The following is an 18,733-nucleotide window of genomic DNA, read 5'->3' as shown; positions in this document are numbered from 1 at the left end:
GGCGGGCGTGGCCCGCGGCGGTCACTCCCGGCGTGTGCCGGTCGGGCCGCCGAAGATTCCGCCGCTGTCGTTGCCGCCGGACGGTGGTGTCGGCGTGCCCGTGGACCCACCGTCGTCGCCACCGTTGCCGCCGTTTCCGTTGCCCCCGTTTCCGTTGCCGCCGCCACCCGGCTGGCACTCCGGGTCGAAGACGCTGCAGGTGTCCGACGGGCTCGGCGACGTGGACGGCGTCCCGCTCGGCGACTGCGTCGGCTCCTCCGAGGGCGAGGCCGTGGGCGTGTCCGACGGCGTCGGTGTCGGCGACGGGGCGCCCGGCTGGTCGACCGGCTCACCGATGGGCTCCGGCTCCGGGAAGGGGAGGTTCCGCTGTCCCTTGAGCGCCGCCTTCATGTAGTCGGTCCAGATCTCGGTCGGGATGGCACCACCGTGGATGGAGTCGAAGCCACCCGTACCGTTCATGGAGAGCAGCTTCTTGCTTCCCGGGTCGTTGCGGAACATCGCGATCGAGGTGGAGAGCTGCTTGGTGTAGCCCACGAACCACGCCGACTTGTTCTCGTCGGTGGTACCGGTCTTGCCGGCGGCGAAGCGGCCGAGTGCCTTGGCCTTCTGCGCGGTGCCGTTCTCGATGACGTTCTCCAGCACCTTGGTCACGTTGTTCGCGACGTTGTTCTGGAGAGCCTGCTTCGGCTTGGGCGCATCGAACCCTTCGTACTCCTGGCCCTCCTTCTCGACCTTGGTCACCGAGTAGGGATCGACGTGCCGGCCGGAGGTGGCGAAGGTGCCGTACGAGTCGGCCATGCGGATCGCACTCGGGGTCGACGTACCGAGGGAGTAGGACACGTTCAGCTTGTCCATGCTCTCTTCGAGGATGCCGGTGTCCATGGCGACCTGCTTGACATTGCCCAGGCCGACGTCGACGCCGAGCTGCGCGAACGGCGCGTTCACGGACTGCTCCATCGCCTTGTTCAGCGAGATGTAGCCCCAGGCGCGGTCGCTCTCGTTCTTCTGGCGGAACGGCCGGCCGCCCGGACCGGGGATGGCCTTGCCGTTGCGGTCCTTGATCACGATCCGGTCGTTGCCGTTGTACTTGCTCGTGGGCGGAACGCCCTGACCGTCGGTGTCGTACCTGCCGTACTTCATCGCCGCGGCCAGCACATACGGCTTCCAGGTCGAGCCCACCGGGACACCGGAGCTGTCCGCGTTGTTGCTGAAGTGGTTCTGGTCGTATCCCTCGCCGCCGTAGAGGGCGACGATCTTCCCGGTGCTGGGATCGACCGACGCTCCACCGAACTGCACGAACTTGTCGCGGTCGCGCTTCTTGGTGTCGAGGTACGTCTTGCGCGAGGCGTTGACGGACTTCTCGAGCAGCTCGGTCTTCTTCTTGTCGAAGGTCGTGTGGATCTGGTAGCCGCCCTTGGACAGGTCGTCCGGGCTGAGGTTCGTCTGCTTGACGACGTACTTCTGAGCCGTCTCGACGAGGTAGCCGTTCTGGCCGGACAGCCCCTTGGCCAGCTTCGGATCCTTCGGCGTCGGGAAGCCCTTGTTGAGGATCCGGCTGCGCTCCGCGGCGCTCATCCGGTCGACCTGGACCTCACGGCCGAGCGTCCAGGACCACCGCTCCTTGGCGCGCTGGGTGTTGAGCGCCTTGGTGGCGTTGTCGCCGATGCCGCCGGCCGGGTCGTAGAAGTTGGGGCCGTTGAGGACGGCGGAGAGGAAGGCGCTCTCGCTGGCGGTCAGGTCGTCGCAGTCCTTGCCGTAGTACGCCTGCGCCGCCGCCTGGATGCCGTAGGCACCACGGCCGTAGTAGGCCGTGTTCAGGTAGCCCTGGAGGATCTGGTCCTTGCTGAGTTCCGAGTCCGCCTTGATGGAGATGAAGAGTTCCTTGACCTTACGCGTGAGCGTCTGGTCCTGGGTGAGCATGGCGTTCTTCACGTACTGCTGCGTGATCGTGGAACCGCTCTGGGTGTCGCCGCCCCGTGCCATGTTGAACACGGCGCGCGCGATACCGACGGGGCTGACGCCGGAGTCCTGGTAGAACGTGGCGTTCTCGGCGGAGATCACCGCGTCCTGCATCGACTTGGGGATCGACGTGATCGGCACGACCTGCCGGTTCACGTCTCCACCGGTGGCGGCCATCTGCGAGCCGTCGGACCAGTAGAAGACGTTGCTCTGCGACTGAGCCGCCTGGCTTTCCTTGGGCACCTCGACCACGAAGGCCAGGGCCAGGCCGGCCGCGCCGATCATCAGCGCGAAGAAACCGAAGGCCGACCCGGCGATGAGCTTCCAGGACGGCACCCAGCGCCGCAATCCGGTCTTCCCGGCCCGCGGGTAGTCGATGAAACGCTTCGCCTGCGGCTCTCGTGCCATCGCACGGCGTGAGGCCGCCCTGCCGCCCGCTTCGGCGGCCGCAGCGGCACCGGCCGCCCGCCGCCTGCCGCCCCCGCCTGCTCTCTGGGCAGCACGCCGGGCTTCTGCGCGCCCGCCGTAGGGATTCGTGTCGCCGGCCGGGCCCCCGGCGGACCGGTTGGCGCCGCGCTGAGGTGCGGCTCGGCGGCCGGACGGAGGCTGCCCAGCCCCGCGCCGGGCCGCAGCGCGTCCACCGCCATGCGACTGCGGCGGCTTGCGACGGTGCTCGCTCATGGAACTGTTACTCCTCGGGCAGGCGCTAGTGCCTGAAAGCGACAGATGACTTCCGGTCCCCCCGACATGCGGACGCCGGCATTCCGGCCGGTGACCGCAGTGCACCGAAGACGAGGACGCTCCGCGGTGTCCCGTGGTTCCCGTTGGTCTGCATGGCGCACAGACTACGCACGTCCAAAACCCACCCAGCGCCCATGTTCACCCCAAATCAGGCAAGTTGATTCCTACGAATCAGTGATGTGACGCCGTTCACGGTTTCCCCTCTTGTCGCAGCCGGAGGAGCGTTCTATCGTCTGGATGTATCGAATCGATACATCACAGCGTCATAGGGCACGACAGGACCACAGGAGGCGAGGGATGAGCAGGCGCTCCGGCATCCTCGTATTCGCCGTTCTGGGCCTGCTCCGGGAGTCCCCTATGCACGGCTACGAGCTGCGGAAGCGGCTCAACACGTCCCTGGGCGTCTTCCGGGCGTTCAGTTACGGCAGCCTCTACCCCTGCCTGAAGACTCTGGTCAGCCAGGGATGGTTGATCGAGGAGCCGGGCAGTGCACCGGAGGATGCGCTCGCCGCCTCACTCGCCGGACGCCGGGCGAAGATCGTCTACCGGCTGACGGCGGAGGGGAAGGAGCACTTCGAGGAGCTGCTCGCCCAGACCGGTCCGGACGCGTATGAGGACGAGCACTTCGGCGTCCGCTTCGCCTTCTTCGGACAGACGTCGCGCGACGTACGGATGCGGGTCCTGGAGGGACGGCGCAGCAGGCTCGAGGAGCGCCTCGAGAAGATGCGCGCATCCCTGGCCCGTACCCGTGAGCGCTTGGACGACTACACCCTCGAGCTGCAACGGCACGGGATGGAGTCGGTGGAGCGCGAGGTCCGCTGGCTCAACGAGCTGATCGAGAGCGAGCGCGCGGGGCGGGATCAGCAACGGTCCGCCCCGGAATCTCAGGACCAGTCAGGGAGCACGGGCGGCCTGCCCCGGGACCGGGGTAGCGCCCGGCCGGATCCGTCCGACGACACCGCAAATTGAGTCCTGCATCCCGCAGGGCTTCGTCGAGTACAAACAGGGAGCAACCGGAATGGGTTCGGTTCGCGTAGCCATCGTCGGCGTGGGCAACTGCGCCGCCTCGCTGGTGCAGGGCGTCGAGTACTACAAGGACGCCGACCCGGACAGCCGCGTGCCCGGTCTGATGCACGTGCAGTTCGGCGACTACCACGTGCGTGACGTCGAGTTCGTGGCCGCCTTCGATGTGGACGCGAAGAAGGTCGGCCTCGACCTCGCGGACGCCATCGGTGCCAGCGAGAACAACACCATCAAGATCTGCGACGTGCCCTCCACCGGCGTCTCGGTGCAGCGCGGCCACACGCTCGACGGTCTGGGCAAGTACTACCTCGAGACCATCGAGCAGTCCGACGAGGAGCCGGTCGACGTCGTCCAGGTCCTCAAGGACAAGCAGGTCGACGTTCTGGTCTGCTACCTGCCGGTCGGCTCCGAGGACGCCGCCAAGTTCTACGCCCAGTGCGCGATCGACGCCAAGGTGGCGTTCGTCAACGCTCTGCCGGTCTTCATCGCCGGCACCAAGGAGTGGGCGGACAAGTTCACCGAGGCCGGTGTTCCGATCGTCGGCGACGACATCAAGTCGCAGGTCGGCGCCACGATCACGCACCGCGTGATGGCCAAGCTGTTCGAGGACCGGGGCGTCATCCTGGACCGTACGATGCAGCTGAACGTCGGCGGCAACATGGACTTCAAGAACATGCTCGAGCGCGAGCGCCTGGAGTCCAAGAAGATCTCCAAGACGCAGGCCGTCACCTCGCAGATCCCGGACCGCGACCTGGGCGAGAACAACGTCCACATCGGCCCGTCCGACTACGTGGCCTGGCTGGACGACCGCAAGTGGGCCTACGTCCGTCTCGAGGGCCGTGCCTTCGGCGATGTCCCGCTGAACCTGGAGTACAAGCTCGAGGTGTGGGACTCCCCCAACTCGGCCGGTGTCATCATCGACGCCCTGCGGGCCGCGAAGATCGCCAAGGACCGCGGTATCGGCGGCCCGATCCTCTCGGCGTCCTCGTACTTCATGAAGTCGCCGCCGGTGCAGTACTTCGACGACGAGGCCCGCCTGAACGTCGAGAAGTTCATCAAGGGCGAGGTCGAGCGCTGAGAGCCGTCCGGCGCATCACCTCTGGCTCGTGACCGCGGACCCCTGGGCAATACGCCCGGGGGTCCGCGTGCTGTGTGAGGCTGTGCGGCATGGCTGTTCTGCGTGATCTGCGCGTACTGCTGGGACTGCGGGGCTTCCGCCAACTGCTGGCCGTCCGCATCCTGTCGCAACTCGCCGACGGCGTGTACCAGGTCGCGCTCGCCACATACGTCGTCTTCTCGCCGGAACGGGAGACCTCACCGGCCGCCATCGCCTCAGCCATGGCCGTCCTGCTGCTGCCCTACTCGCTCATCGGCCCGTTCGCGGGCGTTCTCCTCGACCGCTGGCGCCGCCGCCAGGTCCTGCTGTACGGAAACCTGCTGCGAGCCGTCCTCGCCTCCGGCACGGCGGTGCTGATCGTCGCCGCGGTGCCCGACTGGCTCTTCTACGCCTCGGCACTGTCGGTAACGGCCGTCAACCGCTTCGTCCTCGCGGGACTCTCCGCCGCCCTTCCTCGCGTCGTCGACCAGGAACGGCTCGTCATGGCCAACTCCCTCTCCCCGACGGCCGGGACGCTGGCGGCCACGGCCGGCGGCGGGCTCGCCTTTGCCGTACGGCTCGCAGGGGCGGAGTCGGACGCGGTGACCGTGCTGCTGGGGGCGGGGCTGTATCTCTGCGCCGGCCTCGCGGCGCTGCGCATGGCCCGTGAACTGCTCGGTCCTGAGCCGGAGTTGGTCCGGCCCGGCCTCCGGAAGGCACTGAAGAGCACGGCCGAGGGTCTGGCACTGGGGCTGCGGCACCTCAGCCAACGCCGTCTGGCCGCACGCGCGCTCACCGCGATGAGCCTGATGCGCTTCTGCTACGGCGCTCTGACCGTGATGGTGCTCATGCTCTGCCGCTACACCTGGTCGAAGACCGAATCGGACGGGCTCGCGCTCCTCGGCCTCGCGGTCGTGGTCTCCGGAGCGGGCTTCTTCGCCGCGGCGGTCGTCACTCCCTGGGCGATCGACCGGCTCCGCGCCGTCAGCTGGCTGGGGCCGGACGCGCGCGTGCGCTGGATCGTCGCCTGCTCCGCAGGCGCGGCCGTTCTCGAACCCGGACTGAGCCTTCTCTTCGAGCCCGGGCCGATACTGGCCGCCGCCTTCTTCCTGGCGCTCGCCACCCAGGGGGCGAAGATCGCGACGGACACCATCGTCCAGTCGTCCGTGGACGACGCCTATCGCGGCCGCATCTTCTCCCTCTACGACATGCTCTTCAATGTCGCCTTCGTGGCGGCGGCGGGCGTGGCCGCGCTGATGCTGCCCCCCGACGGGCGCTCGGCGGTTCTCGTGATCCTCATCGCCGCGATCTACGCAGCCGTCGTCGCGGTCGGCCGACCCATTCGGCCTAACCGGGAGGCCCTGTTTCACGTGAAACAGGGCTCATGAAGCGCGCAGAGCCGCTCCGGGTGTCGAGCCCTCACTGTTTCACGTGAAACGAGCCTCGGGGCCGACCGCACCGAGGGCGCGGTGCGTTCGTCCGGCACGGGGAGCCCAGCTCGCTCATGCCCACAGAGACGAGACAGGGGCTCCGTGTTGAACGGCGCCCCTGTTTCACGTGAAACACGCGACCTCGACCGGTGTCAGCTCTGCGCGGACCACCACTCCTTGAGCGCGGCCACGGCGTCATCCCGCTTCATGGGCCCGTGCTCCAGCCTCAGCTCGAGCAGATGCTTGTACGCCTGGCCGACGACCGGGCCCGGCTTCACTCCGAGGATCTGCATGATCTCGTTGCCGTCCAGGTCCGGCCGGATGGCGTCGAGCTCCTCCTGCTCCTGCAGCCGTGCGATCCGCTCCTCCAGACCGTCGTACGCCCGGGAGAGCGCCGCGGCCTTCCGCTTGTTCCGCGTCGTGCAGTCCGAGCGGGTGAGCTTGTGCAGCCGGTCGAGCAGCGGTCCAGCGTCCCGTACGTACCGGCGGACCGCGGAGTCCGTCCACTCACCCGTGCCGTAGCCGTGGAACCGCAGATGCAGCTCCACCAACCGCGAGACGTCCTTCACGAACTCGTTCGGATACTTCAGCTTGGTCAGCCGCGACTTCGTCTGCTTCGCGCCGACCACCTCGTGGTGATGGAACGAGACACGGCCATCGCTCTCGAAGCGCCGCGTCTTGGGCTTGCCGATGTCGTGCAGCAGCGCGGCCAGTCGCAGGACGAGGTCCGGCTCGCCCTCCTCCAGACCGATGGCCTGGGCCAGCACGGTCAGGGAGTGCTCGTAGACGTCCTTGTGCCGATGGTGCTCGTCCCGCTCCAGCTTCAGCGCCGGAAGTTCGGGCAGGAAGTGGTCCGCCAGCCCGGTGCCGACGAGCAGCTTCAGCCCCTTGCGCGGGTGCGGGGAGAGGATCAGCTTGTTGAACTCGTCCCGTACGCGCTCCGCGGAGACGATCCCGATGCGGTCCGACATCGCCGTCATCGCGCGCACGACCTCGGGGGCGACGTCGAAGTCCAGCTGGGCCGCGAACCGGGCGGCCCGCATCATCCGCAGCGGATCGTCCGAGAACGAGTCCTCCGGAGCGCCGGGCGTTCTCAGCACGCGTGCCGCAAGGTCCTCGAGGCCGCCGTGGGGATCGACGAACTCCTTCTCGGGCAGCGCGACGGCCATCGCATTGACGGTGAAGTCACGGCGGACGAGGTCTTCCTCGATGGAGTTGCCGTACGACACCTCGGGCTTGCGGGACGTCCTGTCGTAGGCCTCCGACCGGTAGGTCGTCACCTCGATCTGGTACTCGCGCTCCTCGCCACCGCTCTTGGTCCTGCGGATGCAGCCGACGGTGCCGAAGGCGATGCCGACCTCCCACACGCTGTCCGCCCAGGGCCGGACGATCTTCAGCACGTCCTCGGGGCGGGCATCCGTCGTAAAGTCGAGGTCGTTGCCGAGCCTACCGAGCAGTGCGTCGCGTACGGAGCCGCCGACCAGAGCAAGGGTGTGACCGGCGTCCCGGAAGCGGCGGGCGAGGTCGTCGGCGACGGGCGAGACCCGTAGCAGTTCACTCACGGCCCGGCGTTGCGCCTGGCTGAGAGGGCTCACGGGCGGAGCGGTCTGCGGGGTCTGCGGGGTCTGCGGGGTCTGGCTGTCATGGTTGGCGTTCGGCACAACAGAACAGGGTACGTGGCCCGGCTTCCCGGAGCGTCCCCCCTTCCCCGGGGCAGCGCTCAGGGGCGATCCGATCATGTGGAGCACTCCCCAGCACTTCACCTCGGCGGGTCTCGTTACCATGCGTGGACGCACATCCGGCAACTACCACTGACGACAGCGAGGGACGGGCATACGCGTGGCCGAAGCGGCACAGTTCCAGGGAACGCGATCCGCTCCCGCCCGCCAGTGGCTGCGGCGGACGGCCGCCGGGCTGCTGGGAGCTCCGCTCCTCGCCGGCCTGCTGCAGATCCCCGCCGCCGCACCCGCGCAGGCCGCGTCGAAGGTGTCCGCTTCGAGCCCGGTGGACGTCTCGATCAACTCGATGACGCCGACGACCCCGACCGACGACGACACACTCACCGTCAAGGGCACCGTCACCAACAAGGGCAAGTCCACGATCACGGATGCCCACGTCGCGCTTCGCCTCGGCCGGACGCTCGACAGCCGCAGCGCCATCGACACCGCCTCCAAGCGCACCGGGTACACCGCCGGCGCGGACGGCGAAGAGGTCCCGGGCAAGTACCAGGCCGAGATCGACAAGCTGCCCTCCGGCATCACGGAGAGCTTCAGCCTCAGCATCCCTGTCGAGGATCTCGACTTCCACGGAAACGGGATCTACCAGCTCGGCGTCTCTCTCGCCGGCCGGACGCCCGGCAGGTCCTACGACCAGGTACTCGGCATCGAGCGGACCTTCCTCCCGTGGCAGCCCCGTGCGGCCGACCGCAAGACCGACGTCAGCTACCTCTGGCCGCTGATCTCCACCTCTCACCTCACCGCTCGTACGGACTCCGACGCGGAGCAGACGCGGATGCTGCGCGACGGCTCCCTCGCGGACGAGATCGCCCCGGGCGGCCGGCTCCAGCAGATGGTCTCCCTCGGCAAGGACCTCCCCGTGACATGGGTGGTGGATCCGGACCTCCTGGCGACGGTCGACGCCATGACGAAGAACTACAAGATCGCCAACCCCGACGGTTCAGGCACCGCTGGGAAGCACCAGGCCGTCGCCAAGCAGTGGCTCAAGGACTTCCAGGAGGCGACCGAGGACCGTGAGGTCGTAGCGCTCCCGTTCGCCGACCCCGACCTCGCCTCCCTGGCGCACCGGGGCAAGGACGTCGGGGGTGCGCTGGGCCAGCTCAAGTCCGCGACCGACCTGTCCTCCAGGACCGTGGAGACGATCCTCGGCAGGAAGCCCCGTACCGACTTCGCCTGGCCCGCCGAGGGCGCCATCGACTCGTCGGTCGTGGATGTGGCCACCTCGGCAGGCGCGCACAACGTGATCACGCGCAGCGACAGCCTCAGGGAGCGGGGCGGCCTCCCGTACAGCCCCACAGCGGCCCGCCCCATCGGCCGCGGTAATACGGCGGTGGTCTCGGACGCGCGGCTCTCCACGGCTTTCCAAGGGGACCTCTCGCGTGCCGAGGACTCCACGCTCGCCGTGCAGCAGTTCCTCGCGCAGACCCTCATGGTCACCATGCAGGCGCCCGGCAAGCAGCGCAGCATCGTCGTCGCCCCGCAGCGGATGCCTTCGGCGAGCCAGGCGCGGTCGATGGCGGAGGCGATCGCCGGGCTCGAGGAGGAGCGGTGGGCGCAGCCGCAGGACCTGAGCGACGCCGCGAAGGCGAAGCCCGACCCCGGTGCGACCACGCAGGTGCCCGGCCCTGGCTCCTACCCCGGTTCGCTAAGGAAGCAGGAGCTTCCCACGGAGGCCTTCCGCGACGCTCGGACGACCCAGAACTCCCTCGACCGTTTCCAGGTGATCCTCTCCCAGCCCGACCGCGTGGTGACGCCCGTCGGCAACGCGATCATGCGGGAGACGTCCACGTCGTGGCGGGGGAACGGCCGTGGTGCCACCGACTACCGGCGATCGGTGCAGGACTACCTCACCGACCTCAGCCAGAGCATCCAGCTCGTCCAGAAGTCGACGCAGACCCTCTCCGGCCGCAGCGCCACGATCCCGGTGACCGTGCAGAACAACCTGGTCCAGGGGATCGAGGGGATGAAGCTGGTCCTCACCTCCGGCCAGCCGAACCGGCTCGAGGTCGAGCAGGAGCAGGCGATCCAGGTCGAGGGCGGGCACAGCCAGTCGGTGAAGTTCGACACCACGGCCCACGCGAACGGCACGGCCTGGGTGACCGCCCGCCTCTACACGGAGGACGGCACGCCCTACGGCGCCCCGATGACGTTCCGGGTGAAGGTCACCGAGATCACGTCCACGGTGATGCTCGTCATCGCCGGCGGTGTGCTGCTTCTCGTCCTTGCAGGCATCAGGATGTACACCCAGCGCAAGCGGGCCGCGGGCCGCGGCGGCGAGGACGGCACGGGGGCCCCCGACTCCTCGGAGTCTCCCGACTCCCCGGAGGCCGGTGGCTCCGAGGAGTCGCAGCAGGGCGAGGAGTCCGCGCAGCAGCAGGAGCACGGGGAGCCGGAGACGTCCGAGGAGCGCGAGGCGCCTGAGGATCCGGAGCAGTCCGGGAAGGCCACGGAGTCCGCAACAGGTCCCGCGCAGGAAGAACCTCCGGCCGAGGCTCCTGCGTCCCAGGAAACAGAGCCCCAGGAGCCGGGCTCCGGCCAGGGGCAGCAGGGTGACGTGACGCCGGACACCGGTCCGGAAAGCGGCGAGGCATCCGGCATGGGTGAGAAAGTGGACCGTTGAGCGATGTCATGGCCGGTCGGGCCGGGGACGATGAGGTGGGTAGCGGATGAACGCGCCGTACGACGGTGAGCGCGGCCAGCGCCCGGGCAACGACCCGGCCGGCCACGCCCCGCCGCCTCCTCCCGCGGATCCCTACGTCCAGGACGCGTACGCCCACGACCCGTACCGCGACCAGGACCCTGCCGCGCAGGACCCCGTCGCCGAGGCGCTCTACGACCGCTCTGCCCATCCGCCGCCGCCTCCGGGGACGTACCCGGACCAGCAGCCTCTCTACCAGCAGCCTCCGGCGCCCCCCAACGCCCCGGACCCGCGCCTGTGGGCCCCGACCCCGCCGCCGGAGCCCGAGGGCCCGTCCCGGCACCTGCCCTACGGCGACAACAGCGCGGCGACCCAGTACGTGGGCGTGGACGACCTGGTCGGCCACGCGGCGGCCCCGAACGAGTCCCCGGCGGCCCCTCAGGACGCCTTCGCGCACCTCTACCGAGACCAGCAGCAGCCGTACCAGGCTCCGCAGCCGCCGGTGGCCCAGCAGCCGCCGATGGCTCCGCAGCCCCCCGTGGACGAGCAGCCCCCCGTGACCCCGCCGCCGTCCCAGCCGGCCGTGCAGGCGTCCATGGAGGCGCCGCAGCCGCCCCCGGCCCCGAGCCCGGCTCCCGCCCCCGCTCCGCAGCGTTCGGGCGGACGGGCCTCGAGCATCCTCAAGTCGAGCGCCCTCATGGCGGCCGGGACGATCGTGTCCCGGCTCACCGGGTTCCTGCGCACCTTGATCATCGCCGCGGCCATCGGCGTCGGCACGCTCAACGACACGTATCAGGTCGCCAACACCCTCCCCACGATGATCTACATCCTCGTGGGCGGCGGAGCGCTCAACGCGGTCTTCATCCCCCAGCTCGTCCGCGCGATGAAGACCGACGACGACGGCGGCGAGGCCTACGCCAACCGTCTGCTGACGCTGGTCGTGGTCCTGCTCGCCGGTGTCACCACCGTCTGCGTGCTGGCGGCCCCGGTCTTCATCCGCCTGATGTCGACGAAGATCGCCTCCGACCCGGCGCAGATGGAGGTGGCGGTCGCCTTCGCCCGCTACTGCCTGCCGACCATGTTCTTCATGGGCGTCCACGTCGTGCTCGGACAGATCCTCAACGCCCGTGAACGCTTCGGGGCCATGATGTGGACCCCGGTGCTCAACAACATCGTCGTCATCGCCACGTTCGGCGCCTTCATCTGGGCCTTCGGCGGCTTCACCTCAACGGGCGTCAGCGCCGCCACGGTGACCCCCGAGGGCATCCGGCTGCTGGGCATCGGCACCCTGCTCGGCCTCACCGTGCAGGCCCTCGCGATGATCCCGTATCTGCGCGACGCCGGCTTCCGTATCCGCCCCCGCTTCGACTGGCGCGGCCACGGCCTCGGCAAGGCCGTCGGGCTCGCCAAGTGGACGTTCTTCTTCGTCCTCGCCAACCAGCTCGGCATGGTCGTCGTGACGCAGCTGGCCACCTGGGCCGGCTCGGTCGCCGAAGGCGAGGGCTACACGGGCACCGGCATCACGGCCTACAACTACGCGCTGCTGCTCTGGCAGATGCCGCAGGCCATCATCACCGTCTCGGTCATGACCGCCGTACTGCCCCGCATTTCGCGCGCGGCCCACGACCAGGACGCGGCCGCGGTGCGCGACGACATCTCGTACGGGCTCCGTACGTCCGCCGTCGCGATCGTGCCGTGCGCGTTCGCCTTCCTCGCGCTCGGCGTCCCCATGGCCACGCTGCTGTACGCGGGTTCGGGCGCAGAGGGCGCCCGCAACATCGGGTTCGTTCTGATGGCCTTCGGCCTCGGCCTGATCCCGTACTCGGTCCAGTACGTCGTCCTGCGCGGCTTCTACGCCTACGAGGACACCCGGACGCCCTTCTACAACACCGTCATCGTGGCCGCGGTCAACGCGGCGGCCTCGGGCCTGTGCTTCGTCCTCCTGCCCTCCCGGTGGGCGGTTGCGGGCATGGCCGCCTCCTACGGCCTCGCGTACGCGATCGGTGTGGGAGTGGCCTGGAGCCGGCTCCGCAAGCGCCTCGGAGGCGATCTGGACGGCGCCCACGTCCTGCGCACCTACGCGCGCCTGGCGGGTGCCAGCATCCCCGCCGCCCTCGTGGCGGGAGGCGCGGCCTACGGCATCACCCAGGCCCTCGGAAGCGGTGCCCTGGGATCGCTCGCGTCGCTGTTCGCCGGCGGAATTCTCCTCATCGGGGTTTTCTATGCCGCTGCCCGGCGTATGCGCATCGAAGAGCTGACCGCCATGGTCGGAATGGTTCGTGGCCGACTCGGCCGCTGACCGAGCACAACCATTGGCCGCCATTGTGTGTCGTGCATAGCGGCGGACTGTGGGCACAATTGTCTTTGCTGTGGTGCGAGAACGTGCAACGGATGGGGAGGCAGGAACGACGGTGGCGGAACGGAGCACGGCTGCCGTCGACGTGGCAGACAACGGCGGCGATGAGCCGCTGACCGCCCAGACGGGCAAGGCCACGGCCGACGGGGCGGACGCCCAGGACAAGACCGGCGCGGACGCGGAGACCGCCGCAGCCGACAAGGCGGGCGGCGCGAGCGAACCCAAGAACCCCGGGCCAGAGGTGGAACCCCCGGAACTGCACAGCGGACACAAACTCGCCAGACGCTACCGGCTCGAGGAATGCGTCACCCGGCTGGACGGATTCAGCAGCTGGCGTGCCATGGACGAGAAACTCCGTCGCGCGGTCGGTGTGCACATCCTTCCCGCCGAACACCCGCGGTCCCGACCGGTTCTCGCCGCAGCCCGTTCCGCCGCACTCCTCGGCGACCCGCGATTCGTGCAAGTCCTCGATGCCGTCGAGGACAACGACCTCGTCTACGTCGTGCACGAATGGCTCCCCCGCGCCACGGAACTCACCGCCGTCCTCGCTGCCGGACCTCTCGAGGCCCATGAGGCGTACCAACTCGTCAGCCAGATCTCCCAGGCGATGGCCGCGGCCCACCGTGAAGGGCTCGCGCATCTGCGGCTCACGCCCAGCTCGGTCCTGCGCACCGACTCGGGTCAGTACCGCATCCGCGGCCTCGCCGTGATGGCCGCGCTGCGGGGCCTCCGCTCCGACCACCCGCAGCGCAGCGACACCGAGGCGATCGGCGCGCTGCTGTACTCCTCGCTCACCCAGCGCTGGCCGTACGAGGAGGACGCGTACGGTCTGTCCGGCCTGCCGAAGGGCGTCGGGCTGATCCGTCCGGACCAGGTGCGTGCCGGAATCCATCGCGGCCTCGCGGACCTCGCCATGCGGGCCCTGGTGAACGACGGAGCCACCGCTTCCCGGCAGGAACAGCCCTGCACCACACCGGAGGAGCTGGCGAAGGCCGTCGCGGCGATGCCGCGCATCCGCCCGCCGGAGCCGTCGTTCGCCACGCCCGCGTACCAGCCCACGGCGTACCAGCAGGGCGCCTACCGGCAGCAGGCCAACCATGGTTCCCCTGCGGGGGCCTCCCGTCCCGTCCCGGTGCCGCCTCCGCCGCTGCAGACGCGCACCGGCCAGGTGCTCAAGTGGACGGTCGCGGCGCTGCTCATCGCTGCGCTCGGGCTCGGAAGCTGGCAACTCGCCGACACGCTCATGGACCGCGAACACCGCAACGACGACTCGGGTCCTTCCCAGTCGACGGGTGACGACGGCAAGAAGAAGCCGGCCGGAACTCCCCTCCGCATCCAGGAGGCCACCGAGTTTTCCCCGTTGGCCGCACCGACGGCCCCGGAGAAGGTCGGGGACGCCGTGGACGGCGACGCGAGCACGGCCTGGGTCACCCCCCGGTACGAGGGCTACGCCAACTTCGGCAATCTGCCCCAGCGCAAGGAGGGCAGCGGCCTGATCCTCGACCTGGGCAGCGTCAAGGACGTCTCCGGACTCGACATCCGCATGTACCGCCCCGGCCACAAGGTCGAGGTCCTCGCGGCGGACGGTTCGGCATCGGCGCCGACCTCGCTGGACGGCTTCTCCCAGCGCCTGACGAAGGACGAAAGCACCGGTCAAACTCTCCGGACTACTCTCGACAAGTCGGTGCGAACGCGATACGTACTGATCCACATCACCGAGCTCCCCTCGGACGGATCGGGTGGATTCCGCGGCGGGATCTCGGACATCAAGATCACCGGCTGACCGACCGGGATCACCGGCTGACGGACCGGACTGAGGCGAAGGGGAGGGCCCGACGGTGGACGACGCCATACGCGGCGCCGCGAGCGACCAGGACCTCCTCGCCCGCCACGTGGCGGGCGATCCCGAGGCCTTCGGGGAGATCGTCCGGCGCCATCGTGACCGGCTCTGGGCGGTCGCCCTGCGCACCCTGGGGGACCGCGAGGAGGCCGCTGACGCCGTCCAGGACGCCCTCGTGTCGGCCTACCGGGCCGCCCACACCTTCCGAGGGCAGTCGGCCGTCACCACCTGGCTCCACCGGATCACCGTCAATGCCTGCCTCGACCGGGCCCGTAAGGCATCCTCGCGGCGTACATCGCCGGTCGCGGAGACCGAGCGGCTCGAGCAGCTCCTGGAGCCTCACGAGTCCGCCGCGGCGCCCGCGGAGCGCGACGACCTGCACCGGCAGCTGATCGAAGCCTTGGCCACACTGCCCACCGAGCAGCGGGCGGCCCTGGTCCTGGTCGACATGCAGGGATACCCCGTGGCTGAGGCCGCAGATGTCCTCGGGGTCCCCACCGGCACCGTGAAGAGCCGCTGCGCGAGAGGCCGGGCCAGACTCCTCCCGATGCTGACGCATCTCCGCCCCGACGACGGGGGAAATCCGGATTCGGGCGGGAGAGGGAACCGGACGCGGGGGACGTCCGTCCCAACGGCAGGACCGAGGGACACAGATGCCGTGAAGGGCGGAGGTGGACGAGCGTGACTTCCTCGACCGGCACGGACCAGCATCCGGACGTCGCAGACATCTCCGATCTGGCCGAGGGCATTCTCCCGCCCGACCGTACGTCCGAGGTGCGGGAGCATCTCGACGGCTGTGAGCTGTGCAGGGACATCCTCGACTCGCTCGAGGAGATCCGCGGGCTCCTGGGCACACTGCCGGGCCCCGCAACAATGCCTGCCGATGTGGCACGGCGTATCGACGCGGCTCTGGCGGCGGAGGCGCTTCTGGACGCGACCGCGCCGACCGTTTCACGTGAAACCGGCCCTGCCACGACGGCGGACCCCCAAGATGCTGCGAAGCCCGACGCCGTTTCACGTGAAACGGCGACGCCCACGCGTCCGCCTCGCGCCACCGACCGTCCGCAAGGGCGTCCGCGTGCAGCCACCGGTCCGGGGCGCAAGTCCCGCGGCCGCCGCACCTGGCGTACTGCCGTCTTCGGTGCCGCGTGCGCCCTCGCGGCCATCGGGCTCGGCGGCGTCATGGTGAACGCCATCAACGACGCGGACGGTGGTTCCTCGGAGCACCCCGCTATGGCCGACCGATCCGAGGCACAGGAGAAGAGCGACCTCGCCGGGAGCGGACTCGAGCCGAAGGTTCAGCACCTACTCGATGGCGCGCACACCAGGGCGCCTTCGTCATCGAGCAGCAGGGGCATCGGACCTGAATCGAGCCCCAACAAGACGATGCGTGGAGACGACGCGATCGTGCCCTCGTGCGTGCGGGCGGGCATCGGACGCACCGATGACCCCATCGCGTCCGAGGAGATCACCTACCGCGGCACCGAGTCCTACCTCGTGCTGCTGCCCCGCCCCTCGGACTCGTCGCGCGTCGATGTCTACGTCGTGGACTCCTCGTGCACCGGAAAGTCGCCCCAGGGCTCCGGTGAGGTACTGCTCAAGGACGTGTACCAGCGCGGCTGAGCCGTGCCGAGTGTGCCGTACCACTCCGGGAATGCTGGCCCCGTAGGATCCGTTGGGTGGGATAAGAGTCCCGCTTGGATCAGCCAGCAGTCTGCAGAGACGAGGAAGACACCCGTGAGCGACGTCCGTAACGTGATCATCATCGGGTCCGGGCCGGCGGGCTACACCGCGGCGCTGTACACCGCACGTGCCTCCCTGAAGCCCCTCGTTTTCGAGGGTTCCGTCACCGCCGGCGGCGCGCTGATGAACACCACCGATGTGGAGAACTTCCCCGGCTTCCGTGACGGCATCATGGGCCCCGACCTGATGGACAACATGCGGGCCCAGTCGGAGCGCTTCGGAGCGGAGCTCGTCCCGGACGACGTCGTCGCCGTGGATCTGACTGGCGAGATCAAGACCGTTACGGACACGGCGGGTACGGTCCACCGCGCTCGCACCGTGATCGTGACCACCGGCTCGCAGCATCGCAAGCTGGGACTGCCGCGTGAGGACGAACTCTCCGGACGCGGCGTCTCCTGGTGCGCCACCTGTGACGGGTTCTTCTTCAAGGACCAGGACATCGCCGTCGTCGGCGGTGGTGACACCGCGATGGAGGAGGCCACCTTCCTCTCGCGCTTCGCCAAGTCGGTCACCGTCGTGCACCGTCGGGACGCCCTGCGCGCCTCCAAGGCAATGCAGGAGCGCGCCTTCGCCGACCCGAAGATCTCATTCGCCTGGCACAGCGAGGTCTCCGCGATCCACGGAGACCCGAAGCTTTCCGGTCTGACCCTCCGGAACACCAAGACGGGCGAGCAGTCCGAGCTTGCCGTGACGGGGCTCTTCATCGCGGTCGGACACGACCCGCGCACCGAGCTCTTCAAGGGACAGCTCGACCTCGACGCCGACGGCTACCTGAAGGTCGACGCTCCCTCGACCCGTACGAACCTCACCGGGGTCTTCGCGGCGGGGGACGTCGTGGACCACACCTACCGCCAGGCCATCACCGCGGCCGGTACGGGTTGCGCCGCGGCGCTCGACGCCGAGCGGTACCTGGCGGCTCTCACGGACTCCAAGCCCGCGGAGCCCGAGAAGGCCGCCGCCGCTCTCTGAACTCCCCTTCTCTTACGCAACAACGAACAAGGAGACCGCCATGGCCGGCGCCCTCAAGAACGTGACCGACGCATCCTTCGATGAGGATGTCCTGAAGAGCGACAAGCCCGTGCTGGTGGACTTCTGGGCAGCATGGTGCGGCCCGTGCCGCCAGATCGCCCCGTCGCTGGAGGCCATTGCCTCCGAGCACGGCGACAAGATCGAGATCGTCAAGCTCAACATCGACGAGAACCCGACGACGGCGGCCAAGTACGGCGTCATGTCGATCCCGACACTGAACGTCTACCAGAACGGCGAAGTCGCCAAGACCATCGTCGGTGCCAAGCCGAAGGCTGCGATCGAGCGCGACCTCGAGGACTTCATCGGCTGACCGCCTCGGTTTCACGTGAAACAGGCCCGCCCCTCGCAAGGGCGGGCCTGTTCGCGTCTCCGGTGCCTTCGGCAGATCCGGTGCCGTCGGCAGAGAGCGGTCGACGGGTTGTCGAAGCTAGAGGGGCCGGAGGGCCGGCTCCTTCTGCACGGCGCCCAGCAGCCGGTCCAGGGCCAGTTCGACGTCTTCCTTCCAGGAGATCGTCGTCCGCAGTTCCAGCCGTAGGCGCGGGAAGCGATGGTGTGGCCGTACGGTCTTGAACCCGACGGCCAGCAGATGCTCAGCGGGCAGGACACACGCCGGCTCCTTCCACCGGGCGTCGCCGAACGCCTCGATCGCCTTGAACCCCCGCCGCAGGAGGTCCTTGGCCACCGTCTGCACCATGACCCGCCCGAGCCCCTGCCCCTGGTATCCCGGCATGATCCAGGCCGTCATCAGCTGCACGGCATCGGCCGACACCGGACTGGTGGGAAAGGCCGTGGACCGGGGCACATAGGCCGGGGGAGCGTACAGAACGAAGCCCGCCGGCACCTCGTCGACGTAGACGACCCGACCGCAGGAGCCCCACTCCAGCAGAACCGCCGAGATCCAGGCTTCCTTCTCCAGCTCGGGGCGTCCCGCCTTTACTGCGGCTTCGCCGCTGACCGGGTCGAGTTCCCAGAAGACACAGGACCGGCAGCGCTTGGGGATGTCCGGAAGGTTGTCGAGTGTGAGCGGTACGAGCCGACGCCCCATGAAGCCTGATCCTCACTTCCATCGGCGGCCGCTCCGCGAGCGGCCGCTAGCGCTCCACGCTCCCTGATGAGGCTGCCGACGAACCCGCCGACCGCTC

General features: G+C 69.1%; 13 protein-coding genes. 10 read left to right on the top strand and 3 right to left on the bottom strand.

Translation table 11 applies throughout. The features are described 5' to 3' along the window. Nucleotides 1-21: 21 nt before the first annotated feature. On the bottom strand, nucleotides 22-2,640 hold the full coding sequence (locus ABZ822_RS07340) for a transglycosylase domain-containing protein (protein WP_360848210.1): 2,619 nt from the start codon (nucleotides 2,638-2,640) through the stop codon (nucleotides 22-24). Nucleotides 2,641-2,997: 357 nt separating this feature from the next. On the opposite strand from ABZ822_RS07340, the gene ABZ822_RS07335 reads away from it, so the two are divergent. The 3 genes from ABZ822_RS07335 (at nucleotide 2,998) to ABZ822_RS07325 (ending at nucleotide 6,207) form a co-directional block, all read left to right on the top strand. Beyond that, on the top strand, nucleotides 2,998-3,669 hold the full coding sequence (locus ABZ822_RS07335; protein ID WP_360848207.1) for a helix-turn-helix transcriptional regulator: 672 nt from the start codon (nucleotides 2,998-3,000) through the stop codon (nucleotides 3,667-3,669). Nucleotides 3,670-3,718: 49 nt separating this feature from the next. Continuing rightward, nucleotides 3,719-4,801: an inositol-3-phosphate synthase gene (locus ABZ822_RS07330; protein ID WP_360848204.1), complete on the top strand. Its 1,083-nt coding sequence runs from the start codon at nucleotides 3,719-3,721 to the stop codon at nucleotides 4,799-4,801. Nucleotides 4,802-4,890: 89 nt separating this feature from the next. Beyond that, on the top strand, nucleotides 4,891-6,207 hold the full coding sequence (locus tag ABZ822_RS07325) for an MFS transporter (protein ID WP_360848201.1): 1,317 nt from the start codon (nucleotides 4,891-4,893) through the stop codon (nucleotides 6,205-6,207). Nucleotides 6,208-6,401: 194 nt separating this feature from the next. On the opposite strand, the gene ABZ822_RS07320 is transcribed toward ABZ822_RS07325, so the two are convergent. Beyond that, nucleotides 6,402-7,910, bottom strand: coding sequence for a CCA tRNA nucleotidyltransferase (locus tag ABZ822_RS07320; protein ID WP_360848198.1), 1,509 nt, complete (start codon nucleotides 7,908-7,910; stop codon nucleotides 6,402-6,404). 178 nt (nucleotides 7,911-8,088) lie between these two features. Between ABZ822_RS07320 and ABZ822_RS07315 the strand changes: the two genes are divergently transcribed. The 7 genes from ABZ822_RS07315 to trxA all read left to right on the top strand — a co-directional run bounded on the left by ABZ822_RS07315 (nucleotide 8,089) and on the right by trxA (nucleotide 17,901). After that, entirely contained in the window at nucleotides 8,089-10,605 is a 2,517-nt protein-coding gene (locus ABZ822_RS07315; RefSeq protein WP_360848195.1) for a DUF6049 family protein, read from the top strand. A gap of 46 nt (nucleotides 10,606-10,651) precedes the next feature. Then, the gene (gene murJ / locus ABZ822_RS07310) at nucleotides 10,652-12,922 is read left to right on the top strand and encodes a murein biosynthesis integral membrane protein MurJ (protein ID WP_360848192.1); all 2,271 of its coding nucleotides are present in this window, start codon (nucleotides 10,652-10,654) and stop codon (nucleotides 12,920-12,922) included. 112 nt (nucleotides 12,923-13,034) lie between these two features. Beyond that, on the top strand, nucleotides 13,035-14,762 hold the full coding sequence (locus tag ABZ822_RS07305) for a protein kinase family protein (RefSeq protein ID WP_360848189.1): 1,728 nt from the start codon (nucleotides 13,035-13,037) through the stop codon (nucleotides 14,760-14,762). Nucleotides 14,763-14,817: 55 nt separating this feature from the next. Continuing rightward, entirely contained in the window at nucleotides 14,818-15,504 is a 687-nt protein-coding gene (sigM, locus tag ABZ822_RS07300; protein ID WP_360848186.1) for an RNA polymerase sigma factor SigM, read from the top strand. Further along, nucleotides 15,501-16,442, top strand: a complete 942-nt coding sequence (locus ABZ822_RS07295) for a zf-HC2 domain-containing protein (RefSeq protein WP_360848183.1) — start codon at nucleotides 15,501-15,503, stop codon at nucleotides 16,440-16,442. Before sigM ends, ABZ822_RS07295 begins: the two co-directional genes overlap by 4 nt. A 114-nt stretch (nucleotides 16,443-16,556) precedes the next feature. Continuing rightward, nucleotides 16,557-17,531 (top strand): thioredoxin-disulfide reductase, encoded by a 975-nt coding sequence (trxB, locus tag ABZ822_RS07290; RefSeq protein WP_360848180.1) that lies wholly within the window; start codon nucleotides 16,557-16,559, stop codon nucleotides 17,529-17,531. A 40-nt stretch (nucleotides 17,532-17,571) separates the two neighbouring features. Beyond that, a complete protein-coding gene (trxA, locus tag ABZ822_RS07285; RefSeq protein WP_360848177.1) occupies nucleotides 17,572-17,901 on the top strand; it encodes a thioredoxin in 330 nt (109 codons plus the stop codon). Between the two features lie 117 nt (nucleotides 17,902-18,018). Here trxA and ABZ822_RS07280 read toward each other — a convergent pair whose 3' ends face one another. Beyond that, nucleotides 18,019-18,636 carry a GNAT family N-acetyltransferase gene (locus ABZ822_RS07280; RefSeq protein WP_360848174.1) on the bottom strand — a complete coding sequence of 206 codons (618 nt, stop codon included), beginning with the start codon at nucleotides 18,634-18,636 and terminating at the stop codon, nucleotides 18,019-18,021. Nucleotides 18,637-18,733: the final 97 nt, after the last annotated feature.

The sequence above is a fragment of the Streptomyces sp. NPDC047108 genome (genome assembly GCF_040643575.1).
Lineage (GTDB): Bacteria > Actinomycetota > Actinomycetes > Streptomycetales > Streptomycetaceae > Streptomyces.
This window is presented reverse-complemented; position numbering and strand designations above follow the sequence as displayed.